Annotated in this window: 22 protein-coding genes; 9 read left to right on the top strand and 13 right to left on the bottom strand. The window is 42.5% G+C overall.

Going from position 1 to position 22,141, the window contains the following annotated elements; translation table 11 throughout:
• Positions 1-135: 135 nt before the first annotated feature.
• Positions 136-1,527: a dihydrolipoyl dehydrogenase gene (locus Q9R21_RS11705; RefSeq protein WP_311204545.1), complete on the bottom strand. Its 1,392-nt coding sequence runs from the start codon at positions 1,525-1,527 to the stop codon at positions 136-138.
• Positions 1,528-1,698: 171 nt separating this feature from the next.
• Between Q9R21_RS11705 and Q9R21_RS11700 the strand changes: the two genes are divergently transcribed.
• Positions 1,699-6,225, top strand: coding sequence for a hypothetical protein (locus Q9R21_RS11700; protein ID WP_311204544.1), 4,527 nt, complete (start codon positions 1,699-1,701; stop codon positions 6,223-6,225).
• A 152-nt stretch (positions 6,226-6,377) separates the two neighbouring features.
• Here the strand turns inward: Q9R21_RS11700 and Q9R21_RS11695 are convergent, their stop codons facing one another.
• Positions 6,378-6,800: a beta-lactamase hydrolase domain-containing protein gene (locus tag Q9R21_RS11695; protein ID WP_311204543.1), complete on the bottom strand. Its 423-nt coding sequence runs from the start codon at positions 6,798-6,800 to the stop codon at positions 6,378-6,380.
• On the bottom strand, positions 6,793-7,128 hold the full coding sequence (locus Q9R21_RS11690) for a TIGR01244 family sulfur transferase (protein ID WP_004281596.1): 336 nt from the start codon (positions 7,126-7,128) through the stop codon (positions 6,793-6,795). Before Q9R21_RS11690 ends, Q9R21_RS11695 begins: the two co-directional genes overlap by 8 nt.
• Positions 7,129-7,253: 125 nt before the next feature.
• Here Q9R21_RS11690 and Q9R21_RS11685 point away from each other — a divergent pair, with 125 nt between their 5' ends.
• The 3 genes from Q9R21_RS11685 to Q9R21_RS11675 are packed head-to-tail and all read left to right on the top strand — an operon-like array spanning position 7,254 to position 9,028.
• Positions 7,254-8,150 carry an alpha/beta fold hydrolase gene (locus Q9R21_RS11685; protein WP_311204542.1) on the top strand — a complete coding sequence of 299 codons (897 nt, stop codon included), beginning with the start codon at positions 7,254-7,256 and terminating at the stop codon, positions 8,148-8,150.
• Positions 8,151-8,582: a thioredoxin TrxC gene (gene trxC / locus Q9R21_RS11680; RefSeq protein WP_085064696.1), complete on the top strand. Its 432-nt coding sequence runs from the start codon at positions 8,151-8,153 to the stop codon at positions 8,580-8,582.
• A gap of 5 nt (positions 8,583-8,587) precedes the next feature.
• Positions 8,588-9,028, top strand: coding sequence for an acyl-CoA thioesterase (locus tag Q9R21_RS11675; protein WP_404976599.1), 441 nt, complete (start codon positions 8,588-8,590; stop codon positions 9,026-9,028).
• Between the two features lie 59 nt (positions 9,029-9,087).
• Here the strand turns inward: Q9R21_RS11675 and Q9R21_RS11670 are convergent, their stop codons facing one another.
• Both Q9R21_RS11670 and Q9R21_RS11665 read right to left on the bottom strand, forming a co-directional pair.
• The gene (locus Q9R21_RS11670) at positions 9,088-9,591 is read right to left on the bottom strand and encodes a DUF4442 domain-containing protein (RefSeq protein ID WP_311204540.1); all 504 of its coding nucleotides are present in this window, start codon (positions 9,589-9,591) and stop codon (positions 9,088-9,090) included.
• A gap of 25 nt (positions 9,592-9,616) precedes the next feature.
• Positions 9,617-10,105 (bottom strand): YajQ family cyclic di-GMP-binding protein, encoded by a 489-nt coding sequence (locus Q9R21_RS11665; RefSeq protein WP_311204539.1) that lies wholly within the window; start codon positions 10,103-10,105, stop codon positions 9,617-9,619.
• 91 nt (positions 10,106-10,196) lie between these two features.
• Between Q9R21_RS11665 and Q9R21_RS11660 the strand changes: the two genes are divergently transcribed.
• Complete coding sequence (locus Q9R21_RS11660) at positions 10,197-10,511, top strand: rhodanese-like domain-containing protein (protein ID WP_005101788.1); 315 nt, start codon at positions 10,197-10,199, stop codon at positions 10,509-10,511.
• A gap of 174 nt (positions 10,512-10,685) precedes the next feature.
• Here the strand turns inward: Q9R21_RS11660 and mnmC are convergent, their stop codons facing one another.
• The 4 genes from mnmC to Q9R21_RS11640 are packed head-to-tail and all read right to left on the bottom strand — an operon-like array spanning position 10,686 to position 14,081.
• Complete coding sequence (gene mnmC, locus Q9R21_RS11655) at positions 10,686-12,584, bottom strand: FAD-dependent 5-carboxymethylaminomethyl-2-thiouridine(34) oxidoreductase MnmC (protein WP_311204538.1); 1,899 nt, start codon at positions 12,582-12,584, stop codon at positions 10,686-10,688.
• A 39-nt stretch (positions 12,585-12,623) separates the two neighbouring features.
• Positions 12,624-13,133, bottom strand: a complete 510-nt coding sequence (locus Q9R21_RS11650; RefSeq protein WP_311204537.1) for a hypothetical protein — start codon at positions 13,131-13,133, stop codon at positions 12,624-12,626.
• A 5-nt stretch (positions 13,134-13,138) separates the two neighbouring features.
• Positions 13,139-13,441, bottom strand: coding sequence for a YciI family protein (locus Q9R21_RS11645; protein WP_004281605.1), 303 nt, complete (start codon positions 13,439-13,441; stop codon positions 13,139-13,141).
• A 28-nt stretch (positions 13,442-13,469) separates the two neighbouring features.
• Complete coding sequence (locus tag Q9R21_RS11640) at positions 13,470-14,081, bottom strand: septation protein IspZ (RefSeq protein WP_086044473.1); 612 nt, start codon at positions 14,079-14,081, stop codon at positions 13,470-13,472.
• 44 nt (positions 14,082-14,125) lie between these two features.
• Here Q9R21_RS11640 and Q9R21_RS11635 point away from each other — a divergent pair, with 44 nt between their 5' ends.
• A complete protein-coding gene (locus Q9R21_RS11635; protein ID WP_311204536.1) occupies positions 14,126-14,977 on the top strand; it encodes a PHP domain-containing protein in 852 nt (283 codons plus the stop codon).
• Between the two features lie 84 nt (positions 14,978-15,061).
• Here the strand turns inward: Q9R21_RS11635 and Q9R21_RS11630 are convergent, their stop codons facing one another.
• Positions 15,062-15,973: a bestrophin family protein gene (locus Q9R21_RS11630; protein WP_114541813.1), complete on the bottom strand. Its 912-nt coding sequence runs from the start codon at positions 15,971-15,973 to the stop codon at positions 15,062-15,064.
• A 65-nt stretch (positions 15,974-16,038) separates the two neighbouring features.
• Entirely contained in the window at positions 16,039-16,740 is a 702-nt protein-coding gene (gene radC / locus Q9R21_RS11625) for a DNA repair protein RadC (protein ID WP_005106070.1), read from the bottom strand.
• 113 nt (positions 16,741-16,853) lie between these two features.
• Between radC and coaBC the strand changes: the two genes are divergently transcribed.
• Together coaBC and Q9R21_RS11615 are read left to right on the top strand one after the other, a co-directional pair.
• Positions 16,854-18,128 (top strand): bifunctional phosphopantothenoylcysteine decarboxylase/phosphopantothenate--cysteine ligase CoaBC, encoded by a 1,275-nt coding sequence (gene coaBC / locus Q9R21_RS11620; protein WP_005106071.1) that lies wholly within the window; start codon positions 16,854-16,856, stop codon positions 18,126-18,128.
• A gap of 229 nt (positions 18,129-18,357) precedes the next feature.
• Entirely contained in the window at positions 18,358-18,870 is a 513-nt protein-coding gene (locus tag Q9R21_RS11615; protein WP_004281611.1) for a hypothetical protein, read from the top strand.
• Positions 18,871-18,920: 50 nt separating this feature from the next.
• On the opposite strand, the gene dusA is transcribed toward Q9R21_RS11615, so the two are convergent.
• Complete coding sequence (dusA, locus tag Q9R21_RS11610; RefSeq protein ID WP_404976598.1) at positions 18,921-19,946, bottom strand: tRNA dihydrouridine(20/20a) synthase DusA; 1,026 nt, start codon at positions 19,944-19,946, stop codon at positions 18,921-18,923.
• Between the two features lie 274 nt (positions 19,947-20,220).
• On the opposite strand from dusA, the gene Q9R21_RS11605 reads away from it, so the two are divergent.
• Entirely contained in the window at positions 20,221-20,865 is a 645-nt protein-coding gene (locus Q9R21_RS11605) for a hypothetical protein (protein ID WP_005106074.1), read from the top strand.
• 15 nt (positions 20,866-20,880) lie between these two features.
• Here the strand turns inward: Q9R21_RS11605 and Q9R21_RS11600 are convergent, their stop codons facing one another.
• Entirely contained in the window at positions 20,881-22,068 is a 1,188-nt protein-coding gene (locus Q9R21_RS11600; protein ID WP_005106075.1) for an MFS transporter, read from the bottom strand.
• Positions 22,069-22,141: the final 73 nt, after the last annotated feature.

Below are 22,141 nucleotides of genomic sequence, written 5' to 3'. Positions count from 1 at the left end.
TCTAACGAAGGGGGTGTTTTTTTATGGGCGAGATAATTGTCTTGACTATTTAGCATTCATATAACGTTAACTTTATACAGTGTTCAATATGAAGCTAGAGCGATAATTAACCTTATCGAGTAAGGGGCGGATTACTCAACTTTGTTCTTGCAATGCATCAAACTGACGTCGAGCATGTTTAAAGGCAGTTCTAAGGCCTTCTTCCAGCGTAGGATGATAAAAAGGTTTCTTTAGGATCTGGTGAATATCCTGGTCGGCATCAATCATCCAGGCCAGTAAATGGGCCAGATGTTCTGCTTGTGAACAGAAGAGTTCTGCACCAAGTAATTTACCTGATTTTTTATCAATATAAACTTCTATTCCGCCTGAGTTTTCTGCCAGAACTAGTGCACGTCCTTGATTTTCATAAGAGACAAATCCCCGAATAAATTCGATTTGTTGATCTTCTAGTTGCTTGAAACTTTTTCCGATAATCGCCATTTCAGGATGACAAAATACAATAGCTAATGGTGTTAAAGCAGTAATAGGTTTTACATTCGGATAATTCACACAGTTATGAACTACCTGTTTACCTGTATGAGCGGCTTCATGTTGAATGGGAGCATCAGGGGCGGCATCACCGACTATAAATATAGGTAGGTTTGCAAGTTGTTTTGTTTTTTTATCGATAGGAAGGTTTTTGATGTCCTTGAATGTTGAATTCAGTTGATCTAGACCTAAACGATCTATATTGCTTTGCCGACCTGTGGCACCTAAGACATATTCAACTTCAATACTCTTAGTCTGATCATTTTCTGTAAAATTAATCTTTATTTTATCTGCTTGTATTTCAACTTTATCTGGCAAGATTTTAAATTTGATATTGAGCTCTTTGTTGAATTGCTCTTGCGCCAGTTTTTGTAAAACTGGACTGCTTAATGCACCTACTTTTTGACTACGCGCAAACATCGTGGTTTTTACACCTAGTCGTTGCATAGCTTGAGCTAATTCAATTGCAATAATGCCACTGCCGATCACCGCTAATGACTTAGGTAATTGGGAAAACTCAAATATTTCATTTGAAGTGATGTATTTGTCTTTTAATTTTTGCTTTAGATTTTCATCAATATTGGGGCGTGAACCTACAGCGACAATAAAACTTTTGGCCCGATAGGATTGTCCATTCACTTCGATCGTTTGGAGATCAACAAATTTGGCTTTTCCGGAAATTTTATGTGAGCTGTCCCATTGATCGACACCTTTCAAGGTTGCACGAATAAAACGTTCTCTAAGGACATGCACGCGTTGCATAACCTCTGAAGGATCAATGACAGAATTATGTTTTAAAGCAAGTTCTTCAGCAGTTTGAATATCATGCATGCGATTTGCTGAAGAGATTAGCAATTTACTTGGCATACAACCTACACGGGCACAGGTCGTATCCCATGGGCCATCATTGATAATTAACATATTCTGGGTGTATTTAATGGCTTCGTTATAGGCACTTATTCCTGCAGTGCCTGCGCCGATGATGATGAGGTCGTACATAGAATGATTACCAAGTCTCAAAACATAATTATTTATATTTATGGTTTACAATGTTTCTGGTGTAAATTATGTAACTAGATTGCTTATTTTTGCTAATTTGAGTAAATTTTGTGTAAAAGCCAGAAGACTAACTTTATGGCAGCTTAACTATTATATCCAGTAGGAAAAATCATGAGTTTGTTTATAAATTTAAAAAAACTAGGGGTTAGTACAACAGTTTTAGCAACATCAATTTCTTTGGTTGCGTGTGGAGGGGGGGGGAGTGACGGTTATTATGATCAAGGTTCTTCGAATAGTAATACTGGAGGTTCAAATAATGGTAATGAAAATGGTTCTGTAACAGATAACTCAACAGTCGCTGAAAGTCTAAATATTAAATTGCAGGATGCAAGCGGTGCAGTAATTTCAAAAGTACAGGATAACTCTGTTATTTTGGTGGCTGTACAAGTTTTAAATGCTGATAAAGGCGGTATTGCTAATAAAGACGTACGATTATCAATTAATGATACCGATGGTTTAAACGTTACTGCTAAGTCATCACGAGTTACAACGGGTGATGATGGTATTGCTATCTTTGAAGTTAAGATTCCAGAAATTAGCATTGCTTCAGGTAAATTTAATCTTACCGCAACTGTAGATGGCACAAAAATTTCTACACCAAGTACTGTGACAGTATTTAAGCAAAGTGTGATCAAGAGTGATTACAATTTGTCCCTGCCAAATGACATTATCATGAGCTTACCAGACGGTGAAGTAAAAATTCCTGTGACGGTTACAGATAAGAAAGGCGGTGCGAAAGCAAATCAATCTGTTTCATTAATTTTGCCTACGGAAATGCAAGGTAAATTTGCTGTAACAGAAGCATCGACTATTCAAACGAATGCTCAAGGCGTAGCAGAATTTACGATTAAAGCTACTGCTGAATTAACCGATACCGATGTAATTAATTTGGCAAACACGACTGCTGAATTGAATTTTAAACTGGTAGATGAAAATAAGGCTGTAAAAACAGGCACACGCAGTGTTACCTTTAAAAATGGTCTAGATGTTGTCGATGTTCTGTCCTTTGTTTTACCGGAAACACCAATTGTTCCGGGGCAAACCGCGCTTGTTAAAGTTGCAGCGAAAAACTCTAAAGGAACATTGCTGACTAACCGCGAAGTCACTTTAGATTTTGCGGATAACAGTGCTTTATATAATGTAAGTATTGTGAATAAAACTGCGATGACCAATAGTCAGGGTTATGCACTTTTTGAAGTGGTGACTACAGCAGAACACCCAATTGCGTTATCTCAAAACAACATTAAATTAAAAGCGACCTACAAAGGCGAAACTGAAAAAGAATTCTTTGATGAAATTGAAGTCGTCACTGCCAATAACCAGGCAAGTGATCTGGATGCTATTCAACGTTTGGAAATTGCGTCTTCATATAAAATTAATGCCACAAATGATGAAGTCATCATTCGTGTTAAAGCCATCAGTAACCGTGGTGTTGGCGCGAATAAAGGCAATGTCACCATTAAACTGAACAGTGAAGCATTATCAAATGCGGTTGAATTGTCTGGTAGTAATGATAATGGCGCAACCTTTAATAAAAACCAAACTCAGGCTGTAAATGCTGATGGTTTTGTTGTGTTTAAAATTAAAACCAACAATCCAAGTTCAACAGCCATTGATACTTTGGTGAGCTCTGGCATTGCTGCGACATTTACGACTGATAATAATATTTCCAATAGTATTAAAATTGAAGTTGAAAAGAATACTCAGAGCAATGCATCTATTAGCTATATTGCTTTTGAACCATTAGATAAGCCTAATTTTGATTTAACTAAAAAACAAAGTATTCCAGTTTCAGTTGCAGTATTCGATGTAGATGGTGGTCCATTAAAAGGTAAAAAAGTTAAATTGGCATTAAGTCAAAATTTAACTCCTGCACAGAAACAAGCACTCAGTTTAAATTTAACGTCTAATGCGATTGTTGAAACCGACGAATCTGGTATCGCAACATTCTCATTTAGCTACACACCGCAAACGGACGTGAATAAATTAACTGAACAGTTGAATTTATTACGGGCAGGTATTCCATTAGTAGCGACTGCAAGTAATACTGATACAGATGGTAATGTAACTCAAAATTTTAGTGATAACCTAACTTTAAACTTTAAAGCAGCAACTGCAAATGATGTGGTTGATTTGGACTATTTCACAGTCAATGTGAATACACCAAGTCCATTAATGTTGAATGTGAATGCTGCGCAAAGTATTAATATTGATGTTCAAGCATTTGGAACTGATGAACAACCGCTGAATGATCAAGTTGTGAGTTTTGGTCTTAATACAGCTGCATTAAATAATGGGGTGTCAATTTCGGGTGGCAGTGCTAAAGTCACTCAAAATGGTGGTACATCATTTACCTTTGTGGTGAATCCTACTAATGAAGCAGAGCTTGAGAATTTGGTTGCTAACGGTATTACCATTGCAATACTTGCGAAGCGTAAAGATGGTTCGACTTACACCATCACCAAAAAAGTGGATATCACCAAACCAGCAATTGTATATCCAAATATCACATCTATATTTATCTCACCAGCTACACCAATTTCAGTATTGGGTGGTGAAGTGACGATGAAAGTGGCTGCATTGGATGAAAATGGCGATCAAATTCCATATACACCAATCAACTTAGCTTTATCTAATATTTATACCAATAGTCGAATTTCACTGTCTGATACAACGCTGACAACCAATAGCAAAGGTGAGGCAGAGTTTAAGGTAAAAATCACGGAAGGTATATATGATGAAAGCCTGATCAAAAATGGTATTACAGTCGGTATTGTGGGAACCAATTTAAATACGGGTGACCGCATTCAACAGGTGACCAATGTTCCAGTAGCAGTGCCTACTGATGCGGTGACACTACGTTTAACATCTGACCTTAAGAATTTAGAAGCAGGAAATACTTACCAGATTAAAGTGGGAATTAAAGACGAAATTGGTGCTTTAAAATCTGGTTATCCTGTCGATTTACAGTTAGGTCCTAAAGCAGTTCAAGCGGGTATTAAACTCGGCTCTGAACGTGTCCTGACTGTAGAAAATGGTTTTGTGACAGTTGATCTAACTATTCCTGAAACTATTCCGGATAGTGTAAAAGCAGATTTGGCAGCGAATGGTTTCTTCATCAGTGGAACAATTAGTAATCCTAAAGGGGAGCGTGTTACAAGTGTCTTAAAATTTAACTCAGTTATTGAGCCTGTGAATACGAATGTATTAGATATTAATGTCTATAAAACTAATTTAAGTGCAGCTGGTGATAGATCAATCGTAATTGTTCATTTGAAAGATGAAGCTGGCTTACCTTTAGTAAATCAAGAAGTTAAATTGTCTACCAATGCCGCAGCGACATTGGTTGTCGGTACACCGGGCACAGGTTTCCCAACAAATACCACAGATCCTCAGACGGTGATTACAGACAGTCGCGGTAATGCCTACTATTCTGTTGCAATTGATGGACAATCTGTCGATGCAGAATTACTTATTGAAAGTGGTATAGAGTTAACGGCAACGCATGTAAATAACAAAGGAAAAATGACGACTCAAATTTCACGTATTAATGTCTATCAGCCACCACAACCTATTATTACTGCTGATATTCCTGCTCGCTATTCTTTGAAAATTTCTGCAAACAAATCTAATTTAGATGTGCGTGGAGATGAGGCTGAATTTACAATTACTGTTGTTGATCAAAATGGTGGGGGTGTGGCCAATCAGTATGTGACTTTAAGTATAACTAATCATATTGAAACCGGTGCTATAATTATTGGACCATCAGGTTTAACAACTGATCAAAATGGTCAGGCTAAATTTAAAGTACAATTTGACGAAAAATCACGCAGTGAAACATTGACTGCAGCTCAGTTTGTGACACTCGGTCTAAGAGTAGAAGCTAAATTTAAAGAAGATGGATATGAAGAGCAGTCACAGATTCATCGTATTAATGTGATTGAGCGAAATAATACGAATACACGTGCTTCTATTGTACTTGCATCTAATCCGACAGGCGTAGCAACAACCGCTGATGGTGTTTATTACTTGCGTAATATGTCTGCAAGCGTGGTTGATTTTGATGGTAAGCCTTTAGTTAATCAGGTAGTTACTTTAGATATTACTCCAACTTGGTACTTTAAAGGTCAATATATCTGGGCAAAGTCAGCCAAAGTAGCTGATAATCTATCAGAGACTTGGGTAGGACCAGATGAAAATTACTATTCATCAACAGCTTATCTTAAAGATGGTATTGTGATGGATAATAAAGGTACAGTAGATGAAAGTGATGATGATGATGCTATTATTCTTAGAAATACTGCGAGAGATTGTCCGAGTAATTCAATTGGAGCAGCTATTACCAATTCAGAAGTGACCAATATTCCCGTAAAAGTACCAACATTCTTAGGTCAAGGTACAACCGCGACCTATAAAACAGATAGTGAAGGTAAATTTGATTTTGTTGTGCGTTATCCTAAAGAATATGCACAATGGTTAAGTGTGACAGTTGGTGCTCAAACTTCCATTGCAACATTACCGACAAGAACAACTTATAATCTTGGTTTAGCTTCTTTGAATTCAGATTATAGTAGTAATGGAAGCTATGGACCGAACCTGAAAAGTCCGTATGGTGTAAATACAACAAAATGTCCATAATTGAAAAAAAACAGCGCTTCGGCGCTGTTTTTTTATGGGAGCTAAAATTTAAGGACTAAATAGTAGTCCCCACCCTCACACCCACAGTCGGCTTTAAATTCATTGAACTGCAGCCAACAAAGGCCAAGCTCAGACATAACATGACCAAGATTTTATTCATGAATCAATCCTTGAGATTTTGCCTGATTGAACAGAGCTGCTGAACGTGTACCACTACGGCAGACCATCAAAATCGGCTTTGGCAGCTCATTATAATATCGAGCAAATTCTTCAATATTGGCCTGAGAAAGCTGGCCACTCACTACAGGCTGATAAATCACACTCACTTGAGATTTCTCCGCAATGGAGCGTAGTTGACTCACCGTGACATTATTACCAGTCTCCTGATCAGGGCGGTTTACAATTACAGATTTAAAACCTTGCTGAATCAATTGCTGGAACTTGCTTGGTGTCATTTGCCCCGTGACACTCACCGTAGAGTTCAGCGCACGGCTAAGATCATTTGCAGCAAAAACAGGTGTAATACAGCTAAAACAGGTTGCCAATACCACACCTTTCCAAAACGACTTAGTCATCCAGCAGATCCATCTGTTTCGCCAGTTGATATAAGTTATTCGAGCGGTTTCCGGTACGACAGAACATCAAGATCGGTTTTGGTAATTCATTATAATGATTGGCAAAAGTGCGAACATCAAGCTCAGTAATCTGACCGGCTACTACTGGCTGGAATACATAATCCAGACCGGCATTGCGTGCAGCTTCCTCGATTTGTGCACTGGTTGGCTGCTCGGAACCACCTTCCATGTCCGGACGGTTGTTGATAATCGATTTAAAACCTTTCTCAACCACTTGAGTTACGTGTTCCGGACCAATTTGACCAGCAAAACCTACATTTTCGCTCATGACGCCACTCCATCATTTCATCTATATCGATATGCTTTATGATAGCATTAAGCTGAAAACATGCTGAACCTGTTCTGAAATTTTTATAAATGATGATAACCATAAGATAACGCAATGGAGCGCGTATGCAGGCTTATACAGTTGAACCACTGTATGTCAAAAGCGGTCAGGATGTGATTGCTGCAGATTTTTATCGGCCTAAAAATATAGAAAAACCGGCCGTAATCCTGATGGCTCATGGTCTGGCTGCCTTACGTCAATTTAAACTGGTGCAATATGCCCAGCGTTTTGCCAGTGCCGGCTATGCGGTGGTTTTATTTGACTATCGCTATTGGGGCGGCAGCACCGGACGCCCGCGTGAGCTGGTGTCGATTAATGCCCAACTCGATGATTGGCGAACCATGATTAGGCATATTCAGGAACGCAAATCGATTGACAGTAAACGGATCGTGCTCTGGGGAACGGCCTTAAGTGGTGGGCACGTATTGACCTTAGCTGCAGAACTGAAAAATATTCAGGCGGCGATGGTACAGGTGCCTTTTGTCGATGGGGCCGAGAGTGCCCAACTATATCCTTTACAACAACTCCCCAAGGCGCTTAAAGTCTCCAGTCAGGACTATATGGGGGCCAAGGTTGGTATGGCACCGAAGACCTTACCTGTGGTTGATCAGCATGAACTCAGTTTTATGCCGACGCAGGACAGTTACGAAGGTTATCTGTCGATTGTTAATCCGGATTATTACTGGAGCGGTCACATTCCTGCACGGGCATTCTTTCAGCTGATGCGTTATCGACCGATTCAGGAGGTGAGGAAGATCACCATTCCAGTCCTGTTTATTGCGGCAAAACTGGATAGTCTGATTCCCATTGAATCCAGTCGGGAAACTGCGACCAATATTGCGCCATTTGTGCAATATCATGAGTGGAATATCCGGCATTTTGATATTTATCATGGGGAATGGTTTGAAAAAGCAGTTTCGACCCAATTAGAATTCTTACATCAACATATTGGAGTGCGCTAGATGATTATTGTATGTCCGGAATGTCTGGCCAAAAACCGTGTCCCTGAAGATAAACTCACTGCCAACCCTGCTTGTGGTCAATGTCATCAAGCCCTCATTCCGCTGGCACCGATTGAGCTGAATGAGCAGAATTTCAGTCAGTTTGTCACGCATAGTGACTTGCCAATCCTGATTGATCTCTGGGCAGAATGGTGTGGTCCCTGTAAAATGATGGCACCGCATTTTGCGACTGTCGCGAAGCAATATCCAAATGTAGTTTTTGCAAAAATTGATACCGAAGCGAATCCGCGCTTAAGTTCTGCATTTAATGTTCGCAGTATTCCGACGCTGGTGTTGATGAATAAAAGCAACGAAATTGCTAGAATAAGCGGTGCATTACGGTCAAGCGAGCTGCAAAAATGGCTTGATCAGCAGTTAAATACCCAACCCTAATTCAAATGCCTGGAGTGAAAGTGTCAGATTCTCAAGTAAGACCAGAGGGAATTCTTTCCCTACAGACGATCGCAATGCCTGCAGATACCAACTGGAGTGGTGATGTCTTTGGTGGCTGGATCGTTTCACAAATGGACTTGGCAGGCGCGATTCATGCAGAACGATTTTCAAAGGGACGTTGTGCTACGATTTCGATTAACCAGATGACTTTTCTGGTGCCGGTGAAAGTCGGTGATGTTATTAGCTGTTATACCCAGATTTTAAAAGTTGGTAAAACTTCTATCCAGATGGAAATCGAGGTTTGGGACAGTCATGATGATTCACGCCCACCAATTCGGGTGACTGAAGGCGTGTTTACTTTCGTTGCGGTGGATGTCAAAGGTAACAAACGTCTGATCCCAGAAGACGCCAAACTGAAGCTTTTAGAATCGCAATCAGCACAATGAAGACTTAAATAAAAAATCCCAGATTTAATATCTGGGATTTTTTTGTCTAGAAGAAGAAATTATGATTTTTTGAGCTGGCTCTTGGCAATCCAGGCCCAGAGCATTTCACATTGAATCGGGGCTTCACCGGATTCATCCGTGACGGTAACTTGAACCAGTGTGTCGCCTTTATCTGAACTTTGCATCAAGGCTTGCTGTTCAGGGGTGAGCGTGGCAACAGCGGTTATGGCACCGCGCGTCGGACGTTTAAAATCGACCTTTAAGCTTTTGATCAGTACAACCGCCGTATCCGGCACATTCATTGCCGTCACAAAGCCGGTCGCGGTTTCTGCCAGTAAAGCCATGGCGCAGGCATGCACCTGACCAATATGGTTCTGCATGGCTTTATGATTGGCGATTCTAACCACGACTTTTGCTGGACTTAGCTCTACATAGCGAAGCTTGGCAGAGCCGACCATAGGAACGACCCGGCCAAAAGTTTTACTTAACAAAGCAGTACGAATGCCTTGCGGTAATCGTGCAGTGGCTTTGACTAATCTGGCTAATCGGTTGTTCTTTGCCATAATTCCTTCTACAGACGTTGCTGTCTTAATCTTTAAAGTTATTGAACTGTAAAGGCAAACCAAATTGCTGTTCTTTCAAGAATGCCATTACTTGCTGCAATGTATCGCGTTTTTTATCAGTCACACGAATCTTGTCGCCCTGAATAGAACATTGCGCCTTAATCCCACTTTCTTTAATGGCTTTATTAATTTTTTTTGCGGTATCTGAGTCAAGACCATCTTTAAGCTTGATCACCTGAATCACATTTTTGCCAGAAGCTGTCATTTTTTGTGGGTCAAGCGCCTGAATATCGACTTTGCGTTTAAAGAAATGACTTTCCAGCATGCTATAGACTTGTTCACACTGGAAATCACTTTCAGTCGAGATTTTGATTTCCTTGTTTTTTTCATTCAGTTCAATAGAAACGTCCTGACCACGGAAATCAAAGCGGGTCGCGATTTCTTTTTGGGTGTTTTGAACTGCATGATTTACTTCAAAAATTTCTAATTCAGAAACAATATCGAAAGAAGGCATAGTTTAGACCTTTACAAAGGGAAAGAATATCTGAGATGCTAGGGATGTTTTCTTCATTTGCCAAGTGTTGTTTACATCAAAGGAGTGCGCAATGATCCGTAAACAAGAAATTACAACATTTGAGTTCCCAGAAAATGCAATTATCTGGGATGTACGCGATTCAAGTGCTTTTGCTGAAGCACACGTGAAAGGGGCGGTGAATCAGCCCATTAACGATCTTTCAGCAGAAAGCCTAACTCAGGTGTCAGCGGATCAACCCATTTACATCTTGTGTGGTGGGGGCAGTAAAGCTCCACGTGCTGCGGAAAAACTAGAGGGTTTTGACAGCTCACGTGAATATGTCATTCTGATGGGTGGTACTCGTGCTGCCCGTGATGCAGGCTTACCGCTTGAACAGGGTGTATAAGCATTCTGTCAAAAAAAAGCGCCGCAAGGCGCTTTTTTAATGGGTGAGATTTAATGCCTCCCAACCTCCCTTTTCTAAAGGGAGGAGCTACATCTATTCTATTTATTCATAAAAGTAGAGAAAAGTCCCCCCTTTTTTAAAGGGGGATTTAGGGGGATTCATTCAAAATAGTAATTAAATTTGTAGCTTAAAATACGGTTTCTTCGTTTTAACTTTCTTTTGAAAACGGGTCACACTGAGTTTTTTTATTAAACTTGATGGTACCGGACAGGCTTCGCCGAGAATCTGGGCAGCCAGAATTTCACTACACAAGGGTGCAAATAAAAAGCCTTTGGAGCCTAGACCGGCAAAGCTGTAAATTTCCTCATCGGCTTTCATTTTACCGAGCAGGGGGAAATAATCCTGACTTTGCGCACGAACCGAAGCCCGACCTTGCCAGGTCGCGACATCAGGCAGGGTTGCTGCATATTCTGGGAATACGCTGTGGATCAGTTCGTAGTTATGCACATGGTCTTCTGCTAACACCTCGATATCATCCCGACCTGGATAAAAAGAAGCACCCAAGATCAAATGTTCAGCATCCAGTTGCATACAATAACCGCCGTAGCTATAGGCAATATTTTGACTTAAAGGCTGGGCTTGATTATTCATCCAGCTCACCTGTCCGCGAATCGGTTTCAACACTGGATAATCTGCAAAGAATTGTGCTGTTTCTCGCGCAGTACAGACAATCACATGATCAAATTCACCCAGATCCTGTTTATCTGAAAATAGCTGAGGTTTTGTAGCAGCTTCAATATGGCTAATTTTAGCCTGCTCGTATTGAATATTAGCATGCTGCAAAATTTCATCACGTAACTGATGCGGTGAAACCGCACCAGCTTCTAACAGTTTTAAACTTAGAAATGCAGTTTGCATCTCCTGATCTTCTGTATCTTGTACAGCCAGAATTTCTTCAGGATATTCATCTGCCAATCCTAAAAGCTGTTCAGGATTTTTTAAGGCGAACTGATTCACCTGAATCGGGCGGAAAGCCTTGAATTTTGCATAGTGCGTCAGAGCCTGTTGCCAAGCCAAGGTCATTAAATGCTCTGCACTTTGCTCAACTGGACAGAGTTTGGGATTGAGCAAAGCCAGTGGATTGCCAGAACCTCCGGAGAGGGGCGCTGACTGGTCGTAGATCGTGACTTGATGACCGCGTTGAGCGAATGCCCATGCGCTACTTAAACCACCGATTCCAGCGCCAATCACAGCGATTTGACGAGGTCTGATATTGGTCTTTGTATCTCGCTCAGTTTTTTTTTGAGTTGTTTCCTGCGCTGAAGATGGGTTGCTTTCCTCAGCGGGATTCCAGATCGCTTTCAGCATTTCACGCTTATGCTTAAAACCACGTGGGCGGGAAATTGAAATCCCATGATTTTTTAAGCCACGTTTTAAGACGCCAGCAACACTGAAAGAGGCGAAAGTGGTACCGATCTCGGATAAACGTACAATATTATTTAAAACATTTTCTTCCCACATGTCTGGATTGCAGGAAGGCGCAAAACCATCCAGGAACCAAGCGTTCACCGGCGCAGTTTTTTCAATTACCGGGAAAACATCATGTGCATCACCCAGCCATAGATCCAGACTGAATCGCTCTTCAGGAAAACTGAGACGATGACAGCCGGCAATTGGCATCGGATATTGAGAGATGAGTTGATGAGCTAAAGGCTTGAGTTCTGGCCAGGCATTTAAGGCTCGAATCAGATCGGTTTTAGAAAGAGGGAATTTTTCAACTGAAATCGCATGCAGATGACTGTGATTGTCCGGACGCACCTGTTGCCAGAGCTGCCACAGCGCCAGAATATTTAAACCAGTACCAAAACCCGTTTCACCGACACAGAAATATTCAAAAGGTTTTAAATCTGCCAGACGCATACTGAGATCATTGCCATTTAAAAAGACATGCCGGGTTTCCAGCAAGCCATTGTCTTTGGAAAAATACACATCACCAAATTGCTTGGACACAGGCACATCAATGCCATCCACCAATTGCCAATCCAGATCGGCAGTTTGAATTGCATGCGACAAAACGGGTACAACCTTAAAGATATCGGGAAGGGCTATAGCTTACCATTGACGGCGACGTTTGGTATAAACATAGCTCGCGATCAGGAAGCCAAGCAATACACCGACAGCCAATGTTGCTGCACCGTAGAGGAACATCTGCGCACTGCGTTCACTTTGCAGCACCTGTACCTGAACACCCAGGTTGTCATTCTTGAGCTGCAATTCCTGATTTTGCGATAGTGCTTCCAGATTGGCTTTTTCCAGTTGCTGCAAACGGGTGGCCTGATCTTTGACCAAGGCTTTGACCTTGGCCTCTTGCTGGGCTTTCAGCTTGGCGATTTCTTCTGCAGTTAAAGGTTTATTCTCGGCAGGTGGCACTGGCTGGGCAGAAGTCGCTACGGCAGGAATAATGGCAGGTTTCGGCGTAGACTGGGTTTGGGAAGTCACCGCTGTCCCTTGAGGTTGTGCTGTCTGATTTTCCTGAGTCACAGGAGCAGGCGCAACTTCGACTGCCCATACTGGAGAAATCATAAAACATAGGCCAATGATACTGGCAGTAACAACACGCATGAACCTTATCCTTGAGGGAATGCTTTATTGAATGGTTTAACATCGATGTGTTCGTACACACCTTCTTTTAAGAAAGGCTCATCCTGTAGCCATGTATCCAGCGCTTCACGACTGTCAAAATCGACAATAATGGTACTGCCATAAAAACCGGCCTGTGGATTGGCTGGATCTTTAGGCATGGCACCTGCAACAATCAGGCGACCTTCAGCATTTAACTGTTCCAGACGTGCAAGATGTTGTGGACGAATCGCGAGGCGTTTTTCAACTGTACCTTCCCGATCGGTACAGCTAACGACGAATAATGGCATGATGACTCTCAATCGTTTGTAGTTGGACTTATTCAGTGGTCTTAAAGTATTTGCGCAATACAATAAACTGAATAATGATAAAGGAAAACATCACGATCATGTCACCGAATGCGGTAAATTCGCCCCAATATTTTCCATCCATCCACAAATAGGCGAAAAAGGTATGCAGAAATGACATCAGTACGAACATGGCAACCCAAGCATAGTTCAGCTTGAACCAGCCTTTTTCACTTAGATTGAATACTGGACCAAATAACCGCTGGATCAGAGGCTTTTTATCCTTGCTAAACCAAGGGGATAAGAAAAAGACTCCGGCAAAGACCAGATTCAGTAACACGGCTTTTAGACGGATATAAAAATCATCGCTGAGGATCAGGGTGATACCACCAAAAATCACCGTCATAAACAAGACAATCCATTGCTGCTTGTCCAGACGGAATTTTTGCATGACAAATAACGCACCATAGACGACCAGCATGGAAATAATCAGACCTGTGGTTGCAACAAGAATATTATTATTGTCGACACCCCCCGCAGAACCGATCAATTGCAGCAATTGATGGTCAGTGTCTTTTGGATCTACAGTTTTATATAAATAAAAGAAAATAATGAGTGGCACAAAGTCTAAAAGTGCTTTCATGTTAGAGTATCTAAATCTGATCAAATAAATGTCATAGTATAGAGATGCACGGCGTAGATTTACATACACATAGTAATATTTCTGATGGAACTTTCAGTCCTCAGCAATTAGTCGAAGCGGCTGTGGAAAAACTTGTCCATACTTTGGCCCTGACGGATCATGACACCATGGACGGTTTGGCATTGGCTGAGGAAGCCGCTAAAAATCATGAGATTAAGATCATTTCGGGGGTGGAAATATCCAGCCAGTGGTCACGTCCTGCCACCAAAAAAAACTATGGCGTGCATATCGTCGCCCTAAATATGCAAAATCCTGAGCCTTTACAAAAAGCCCTCAATCAGCAAAAGAAAATCCGGGCTGAACGCTCTAAACAGATTTGTGATCTGCTGGCTCCTTTAATTGGTGAGGATATTTATGCAGATGTACTGGCCAAAGTCGACAATATCCCTGATCGGGTGACACGCACCCATATTGCCAAAACGCTGGTAGAAAAGGGGATTGTGACCCGTGCACAACAGGCTTTTGATAAATATATTAAGGAAGGCAAGAAAGCCTATGTCAAATTTGATGGCTTGAGTCTTGAAGACACCATTCAGGTGATTCATGAAAGTGGCGGATTCGCCGTGCTGGCACATCCGACTAAATATGATTTATCTGCGACCAATATCCGCTACCTGATTGAGATCTTTGCCAAGTTTGGTGGAGATGCGGTGGAACTACCACCGGCGATTGAGCCAAGTTCCACCCGGCAGATGGTGGATCGAATGATTGCTGAACACGCGCTAAAAGTTTCGATTGGTAGTGATTTTCATGGCGATCATATGCCCTGGATTAAACTGGGCAATGTCCCGAGTCTTAAACCGGGGCAGGTCGGGATTTGGGAGAGTTTTGTTTAGTCATTCCTTTACCTCGATCTTTTTCATTTGAGAGAAGATTTTCCCTTCGCTACTAATAACAAAGGGCGAGGAGAGAATTATAAATTAAAGCAAATTATGATCTTGAGCCTGAATCGGTGGTGGCGTCGGTTTACCTAAAGTCCCTAACAGTTCAATTTCAATCGTACGTACCATCGAGTCCAGCGGCAAGTCATTACTCTGAGTACCAAAAGGCTCTTCAATTTCCGAACTTAGAGCATCTAATCCTAAAAAGGTATAAGCCAAAATTCCAACCAGTAAAGGAGTAAACAGACCAAGCGTTGAACCTAAACTAAAAGGTAAAATAAAACAGAAAAAATAGACGGTACGATTGAGCAAGACCGAATAGGCAAAAGGCAAAGGCGTCGTCGCAATCCGGTCACAACCAGTCTGGACAATACTTAGTTCAGCGACATGATTATTCATCTGCATATAGATGATATCGGAGATTTCACCTTCTTTAAGCGCCTGCATTAACTCCCATTGAATCAGGCTTAAGGTATATTGCGGCGCATTGGCCTGCTGATAGAGTTGGGTCACCGCCTGCTGGCTCATGCCGCTGGTTTCAACCAGTTCAGTCGGATTGGCTGTTTGATGGCGTAGGCGATCGCGGAGTACATTGGCAAAGACAATCACATGCTGAATCACACGCTCACGGCGACCTTGGGACAGCATCCTGCAATCACGGTCAAAATGACGTGAATTGGCAATTAGAATTCCCCAAAGTTTGCGCGCTTCCCACCAGCGGTCATAACAGGCCGAGTTCTTAAATCCGAGAAAGATCGACAGTACCACTCCAATCAGGGTAAAGCCGACCAGGGGTAATTCTGGAAAATGAAAATAACCAATATGTGATAAGCCACCGATGATGGCTGACATCAGCATCACTACGCCTAAAGGTGGCAAAACTTTAGGTAAAATCGTCCCCCGCCAGGAAAACAGCAGTTTAAAAACAGTCGGCTGGTCACGTACGATCATTTATTGGAATCATCACAATTTTTTTCATGATCTTGTGGAGTTGTGCCTGCTTTGTCAAGTGCTATTCAATACTGCATTTCCGGTTTGATGAGTTGCTGCTCAGCAAAGGAAAAGCTGCCTTCCAAGGCGATGATGCAATGGTCAATCAGATGGATATCCACTAGCTGGCAGGCCTGTTGAATCTGACGGGTTAACACTAGGTCAGCCTTGGAGGGAGAGGGCCGGCCCAGCGGATGATTATGTGCAATGACAATTGAGGTCGCCTGTTGGCTAATCGCATAACGTAGCAATTGATTAATGGAAATATCACATGCATTGATGGAGCCATAAAACAGTTTTTTAAAGGCAATTTTTCTTAAACTGGCATCCAGACACAGCACGGCAAACACTTCCTGAGTTTCACCGAGCAGTTCAAAACGTAAGTAATCTCTCAGCCGCTTGGAATTGGTAAGTTCCAGTGCATCCTGTTTCAGGTGCTCGGCTATGTAACGCCGTCCGAGTTCCTTGACGGCCATCAGTTGAGTATATTTACTGATGCCCATGCCATGAAACTGGCTGACTTCCTGTAAAGGTGCATCGAGCAACGCAGTCAAATGACCAAAATGCTGAATCAGCAAACGCGCCAGATCAACTGCCGAATGTTGCTGGGAACCGGAGCGTAGAAAAATAGCCAGTAGCTCGGCATCGGACAGACTTTCTGCGCCATATTGAATTAAGCGTTCTCGCGGCCGTTCTTGTTTCGGCCAGTTTTTAATAGAAAATTGCATAGTTATTAGACTTATTTATTATGAATTATCAGTTTTCCCGCAAGCCGATCTCTTGGGAATGCGATTATTTAATGCTATTGTGAGCCCCACTGCAACAGCGAGGTAATCTGTTCGTGAGCTTTGATCTAAGTGTAATTCCTCATAAAAATATCATTTTGGCCGTCACTGGCGGTATTGCTGCCTATAAAAGTGCAATTCTGGTCCGCCGTTTGAAAGATGCCGGATTTAATGTGCGGGTCGTCATGACTCACGGTGCACAGGCTTTTATTACACCTTTAACCTTTCAGGCCTTATCGGGCAATCCCGTACATACCGAATTACTGGATACTGAATCAGAAGCCGGCATGGGCCATATCGAGCTAGCACGTTGGGCAGATCTGTTGCTAGTAGCGCCGGCCAGCTGTGACACCTTGGCAAAATTCGCAGCAGGTCTGGCTGATGATCTCTTAAGTACTTTATATCTGGCAACAAAAGCACCCGTCTGGGTAGCACCTGCCATGAACCAGCAAATGTGGGCAGCCAAAGCAACGCAGCGTAATCTTGCGACACTGATCGAAGATGGTGTGCATGTGATCATGCCGGACGCGGGTTCACAGGCTTGTGGGGATGTAGGTTTGGGTCGGATGCCTGAGCCGGAAGATTTAGCCCGACAGGTGACTGAATATTTTCATAAAGCTCAACGTGCGATTGCGGAAAAATTTGGCCTGCTTGCGGGTAAACAAGTCACGATTACCGCAGGCCCGACTCGCGAAGCGATTGATCCGGTGCGTTATATTTCCAATCACAGTACCGGGAAAATGGGCTTTGCACTGGCTGCAGCCTGTTATGCAGCCGGAGCAAATGTCACCCTGATCGCAGGTCCGGTCAGTCTGGATACCCCGAATGGCGTAAAACGTAAGAATGTTTCTTCTGCCGTACAAATGCTGAATGAAAGCATGCAAATGCTGGAAAATGGTTGCGATATCTTTATTGCGACAGCTGCAGTAGCCGATTATCGTGTGGCAGAAGTAGCCGAGCATAAAATCAAGAAAGCCGGTGATGAACTGAATGTCGCCTTGGTGAAAAATCCGGATATTGTCGCCACCATTGCCCAGCAGGAAAAACGTCCATTTATGGTCGGCTTTGCTGCAGAAACCCGCAATATTGAAGAATATGCTGCCGGAAAGCTGGTCGCGAAAAAGCTGGATATGATTGCCTGCAATGATGTATCACGTGCAGATATCGGATTTGCTTCGGATGAAAATGCCATGACAGTATTCTTTGCCGAGCATTATCAGCTAGACAAACGTGATCTGGAAAAAGCCTCCAAGCAGGAGATTGCCCAGCAGTTGATCGAAGCCATTCATGATGCCTTACATCGTGATCCATCCAGTGATGATGATTTTTAAAACGATCTGTATCGAAAAAACCCTGAATCCATCAGGGTTTTTTTATAGCTGATTTTTTATCATTAATTCAAAAAAACTATAGAAACCATAAATATTTAGTCTTAATCGAAGCGCTGTTTGTTTATTGTTTTTGCAAAAAAGCATAAAATGGATCACAGAATAAGCAAAGATAAAAATACTGCATATATCGGCTATAAGCAGGAAGTGGAAAGAAAAAAGAGGGGGCGCTATGAAAAAAATCATGATGTTATGGATGGTCGCCTGTCTGGCTGGATGCAGTTATTTTGTCTCGATGGATGAACTGGCCAGAAATATTCAAACGCAGATGCAACGTGAATTTAATTCCAATCGAGATTATCAACACTATCGGTTTACCGTGAAAAAGGTCAAAATTGTCCAGCGTCAGGGGAATGAGTTTCAGGCCATTTCTCATCTGAATTATCAGGGCGAGGAATATCCCATTCATGTAAAAGTCTTTAAGGTAGATGGCGGGTATAGTTGGTCGATTGAAGATGATGCCTTTGCTTTTATTGATGAAATTGAAATTGAAAAATATCGTCAGCAACTGGATCGAGAATTACAGCAACTGGCCTCAGCCTTGGATGATCTAGAACCTGTAGATGAACCGAACCAGAATGTCTCCGGCTCTCTGATTACACCAGTGGCTGAACCCGCATTACAAGATGTTTCTTATCAGGAAGAGCCAATTCCGGTCGGTAATATCACGGCGTATACGCAATAACTCATGCGCAATCGCTATAAAAAAGCACCGATCATTGGTGCTTTTTGTGTTTAGGACTCAACTTGTTGATGTTCACGTACATAATCTTCGGTACGCTGCATCGCTTCCTGAATATTAAAAAGTGCAGTCTCTACATCTTTCAAGGTTTTGGCATTACCACCGCTTAAAGCCTGACGCCATTTACGTGCACCCGGCAAATTCTGGAACAGTCCTAAAATATGACGGGTAATAATGGATAAAGGTGCACCTTCGGCCATGCGCTGGGCAATATAAGGCAGCATCTGTTGCATAATGTCAAAACGGTCTGGTGCATCCAGATTCCATAACTGGCCCAGTTCAGCCAGTAAGTAAGGATTATGATAGGCTTCGCGGCCAATCATCACGCCATCCACATGTTTGAGATGTTCCAGCGTTTCGGCATAGGTTTTAATTCCGCCGTTGATCTCGATGAGCAGATCAGGACGATCCTGTTTTAAACGGTAGACATCTTCATAACGTAGGGGTGGCACGTCGCGGTTTTCTTTAGGTGATAGACCTTTTAATAAGGCAATCCGCGCATGCACGATAAAATTATTGCAGCCGGTTTTGGCCACGGTATCGACAAAATGCAGCATCTCTTCATAAGATTGCATATCATCAATTCCGATCCGGTGTTTTACGGTCACTGGAATATCCACCGCATGACGCATTTCAGTAATACATTCTGCGACTAGATCAGGCTCCGCCATCAGACAGGCACCAATTTTATTATTTTGTACCCGGTCACTTGGGCAACCTACATTTAAATTGACTTCGTTATAGCCCCAGTCCTGCGCCATCTTGGTACAGATTGCCAGATCTTTTGGATTCGAGCCGCCGAGTTGCAAAACGATTGGCTGCTCTTCCGCATTAAAGTCCAAATGACGTTTGGCATCACCATAAATGATCGCACCTGTGGTGACCATTTCAGTGTACATAATCACATTCGGGTTAAACAGACGTGCAAAGAAACGATAGTCTTTGGTGGTCCAATCCATCATCGGCGCAACACTGATTCGTGGTTGAAGTTTATTTTCAATGGTGTTCAGATCAGTCATTCAAAATCACGCTTTAACGAAATGGAAGAAAGAAGAAGCAATTCATGCGAGCACTCAGCGATTGGTTTTTGGCTAAAACCGGATCGGCTGACGTCGCAAAAAGAGGGTGTAATACTAGCATAAAATCAGAAAAACCACCCGGCGAACTTAAGCTAGCCCGGTAAATCCGAGGAATGAAACAAGAAATAAAATTGGAATTCCCAGTCAGGTTGGAATGGTATATTTTGATAGGAGAAAGATGAAGATAAAAACGCTAGAAATAAGGAGAATAATCATGTTGTTATTGGAGGAAATTTATAAAAGCCATAAAGCACAAAATTCGGCACATTTTAATTTAAGAATTCATCGGGGCTTAGGCTGGTTTAAAAAATCGCTAGACCTGGATCAGGATCTGGATTTTAAGTTTATCAGCCTGTGGATCAGCTTTCAGGCGATTTATGCAGATGAACGTGATCTGGTTCAAGATCAGAGCAAACTGCAGCAGTTTCTGGAAACACTCTGCCAAAAGGATCTGGATCAGAAAATTAATCATATTCTCTGGGAAAAATATAACCAGCCGATCTGCTCACTCTTGGCCAATCCCTATGTGGAACAAAGCTTTTGGGATTATCGTCATCAGAAAATTAGTCTGGAAAGCTGTCAAGCTGATCTGGAAGCACAGAAACAGAATATAGAGAATGCTTTAAAAGAACGAAATTCTATCGAAATTTTAGCTGGAATATTTCAGCGTTTATCTACCTTGCACCATCAGATAATGCAGGGTGGCGCCACGTATCACAGCTCGCTGAATTATAAATCATTAGAGGAAAGCTGCCGGATTCTGGCAGCCTTATTGCCGGTTTTTATCTGTATTTTATTGGAAAATTCACAAACTCTTGATCTGAATAAGCCTTATTATCCGGCGGCGCAAGTCAGCTAAATAGAGGTAAAATACTTATGCGGTTGTCTTAGCCTGATGCCATTGATCCAGCAGGGCGAATAGGGTGGCACACAGAGCTAGCCCGAGTCCTGCCAGACAGGTCATGCTCCAGCCACCGTGATGCCAGGCATAAACCCCTAAGGCTGAACCACATGCACCACCAATAAAATACAAGGTCATATACAGTGAATTGACCCGTGATTTGGCATCCGGGCGCAGGCGGAAAATCACGTTCTGGTTACAGCTGTGCGTAATTGCGAGCCCGAGATTTATCAGTCCATAACCGAGAATATAACTGAGCAAGGATACCGCACCAAAGTATAAAAACAGCCAGCTCCCCATCAGGATAGAACAGCCGATCCAGCTCAGTATTTTGATATGGCCACGATCGGCCCATTTACCAATGAACTGCGTAGAAAGTGCGCCAAATACACCGACCAGCGTGACCAGTCCGACCATGACATCAGAAAGCTGAAAAGGTTCCTGTGTCAACAGCAGAGCGATGGTGGAGAACAACATACTCATGGCAGCAAAAGCACACGCACCTGTAAGTGAACGCAAAACCAGTCGTGGTTCCTGCTTGAGTAATATCCCCATAGATTTAAAAATCGCTGTATAGCTGATTCTCAGACGTGGCAGGCTCGGTAGTTTTCCTCTCAAATAAAAACTTAAGGCCAGCATACTTATGCCACTGACGATATAAATCATTTTCCAGTGAAACAGGTCGGAAAATAATCCGGCAATACTGGTTGAGAGCAGAATGCCCACCAGTAATCCGCTCATCAGGAAGCCCACCACTTCTCCGGTTTTTTCCGGTTTGACCGCCATGGTGGCCAAGGGAATCAGAATCTGTGCAGCCACGGAAAACAGTCCGGCAATGATAGTGCCGACCCAGAGCATCGGCAGATTCACTGCACTGGCACAAATAAATAAACCTGCTGCCGCACCCAGCATGAGAAAGGGGATCAGTTTGGTTTTATTTAGCATGTCCCCTAAAGGCACAATAAACAGCAGACCCAAGGCATAAGAGATTTGAGCAAAGGTGACGGTGAGCGCTACTTGTGATTCAGGCACCTGATAATACTGCTGAATCGATGAAATCAGCGGCTGGCAATAATAGTTAGCGCCGGCACATAAGCCGCATGCAATCGCCATCAGCCATAATAAGGGCTTATTTTGACTAATATCGAGAGGCGTGTGCATAGGGCTAACCTTGTATTCAGACCGGAAGAATTGAAATGAGGAATAAGAATAATGTTCAAATTGAGGGCACTAT

This window comes from Acinetobacter sp. RG5, from assembly GCF_031844265.1.
Taxonomy (GTDB): Bacteria; Pseudomonadota; Gammaproteobacteria; order Pseudomonadales; family Moraxellaceae; genus Acinetobacter.
This window is presented reverse-complemented; position numbering and strand designations above follow the sequence as displayed.

Coding starts and splice junctions, on each gene's coding strand:
- Q9R21_RS11695 (WP_311204543.1), bottom strand. CDS start 6,800: ATGACTAAGTCGTTTTGGAAAGGTGTGGTATTGGCAACCTGTTTTAGC.
- Q9R21_RS11660 (WP_005101788.1), top strand. CDS start 10,197: ATGATCCGTAAACAAGAAATTACAACATTTGAGTTCCCAGAAAATGCA.
- Q9R21_RS11605 (WP_005106074.1), top strand. CDS start 20,221: ATGTTGTTATTGGAGGAAATTTATAAAAGCCATAAAGCACAAAATTCG.
- Q9R21_RS11690 (WP_004281596.1), bottom strand. CDS start 7,128: ATGAGCGAAAATGTAGGTTTTGCTGGTCAAATTGGTCCGGAACACGTA.
- Q9R21_RS11700 (WP_311204544.1), top strand. CDS start 1,699: ATGAGTTTGTTTATAAATTTAAAAAAACTAGGGGTTAGTACAACAGTT.
- Q9R21_RS11665 (WP_311204539.1), bottom strand. CDS start 10,105: ATGCCTTCTTTCGATATTGTTTCTGAATTAGAAATTTTTGAAGTAAAT.
- Q9R21_RS11675 (WP_404976599.1), top strand. CDS start 8,588: ATGCCTGGAGTGAAAGTGTCAGATTCTCAAGTAAGACCAGAGGGAATT.
- Q9R21_RS11615 (WP_004281611.1), top strand. CDS start 18,358: ATGAAAAAAATCATGATGTTATGGATGGTCGCCTGTCTGGCTGGATGC.
- Q9R21_RS11705 (WP_311204545.1), bottom strand. CDS start 1,527: ATGTACGACCTCATCATCATCGGCGCAGGCACTGCAGGAATAAGTGCC.
- Q9R21_RS11630 (WP_114541813.1), bottom strand. CDS start 15,973: ATGATCGTACGTGACCAGCCGACTGTTTTTAAACTGCTGTTTTCCTGG.
- Q9R21_RS11685 (WP_311204542.1), top strand. CDS start 7,254: ATGCAGGCTTATACAGTTGAACCACTGTATGTCAAAAGCGGTCAGGAT.
- trxC (WP_085064696.1), top strand. CDS start 8,151: ATGATTATTGTATGTCCGGAATGTCTGGCCAAAAACCGTGTCCCTGAA.
- radC (WP_005106070.1), bottom strand. CDS start 16,740: ATGCAATTTTCTATTAAAAACTGGCCGAAACAAGAACGGCCGCGAGAA.
- Q9R21_RS11650 (WP_311204537.1), bottom strand. CDS start 13,133: ATGCGTGTTGTTACTGCCAGTATCATTGGCCTATGTTTTATGATTTCT.
- Q9R21_RS11645 (WP_004281605.1), bottom strand. CDS start 13,441: ATGCCATTATTCGTCGTTAGCTGTACCGATCGGGAAGGTACAGTTGAA.
- dusA (WP_404976598.1), bottom strand. CDS start 19,946: ATGACTGATCTGAACACCATTGAAAATAAACTTCAACCACGAATCAGT.
- Q9R21_RS11635 (WP_311204536.1), top strand. CDS start 14,126: ATGCACGGCGTAGATTTACATACACATAGTAATATTTCTGATGGAACT.
- Q9R21_RS11600 (WP_005106075.1), bottom strand. CDS start 22,068: ATGCACACGCCTCTCGATATTAGTCAAAATAAGCCCTTATTATGGCTG.
- Q9R21_RS11640 (WP_086044473.1), bottom strand. CDS start 14,081: ATGAAAGCACTTTTAGACTTTGTGCCACTCATTATTTTCTTTTATTTA.
- Q9R21_RS11670 (WP_311204540.1), bottom strand. CDS start 9,591: ATGGCAAAGAACAACCGATTAGCCAGATTAGTCAAAGCCACTGCACGA.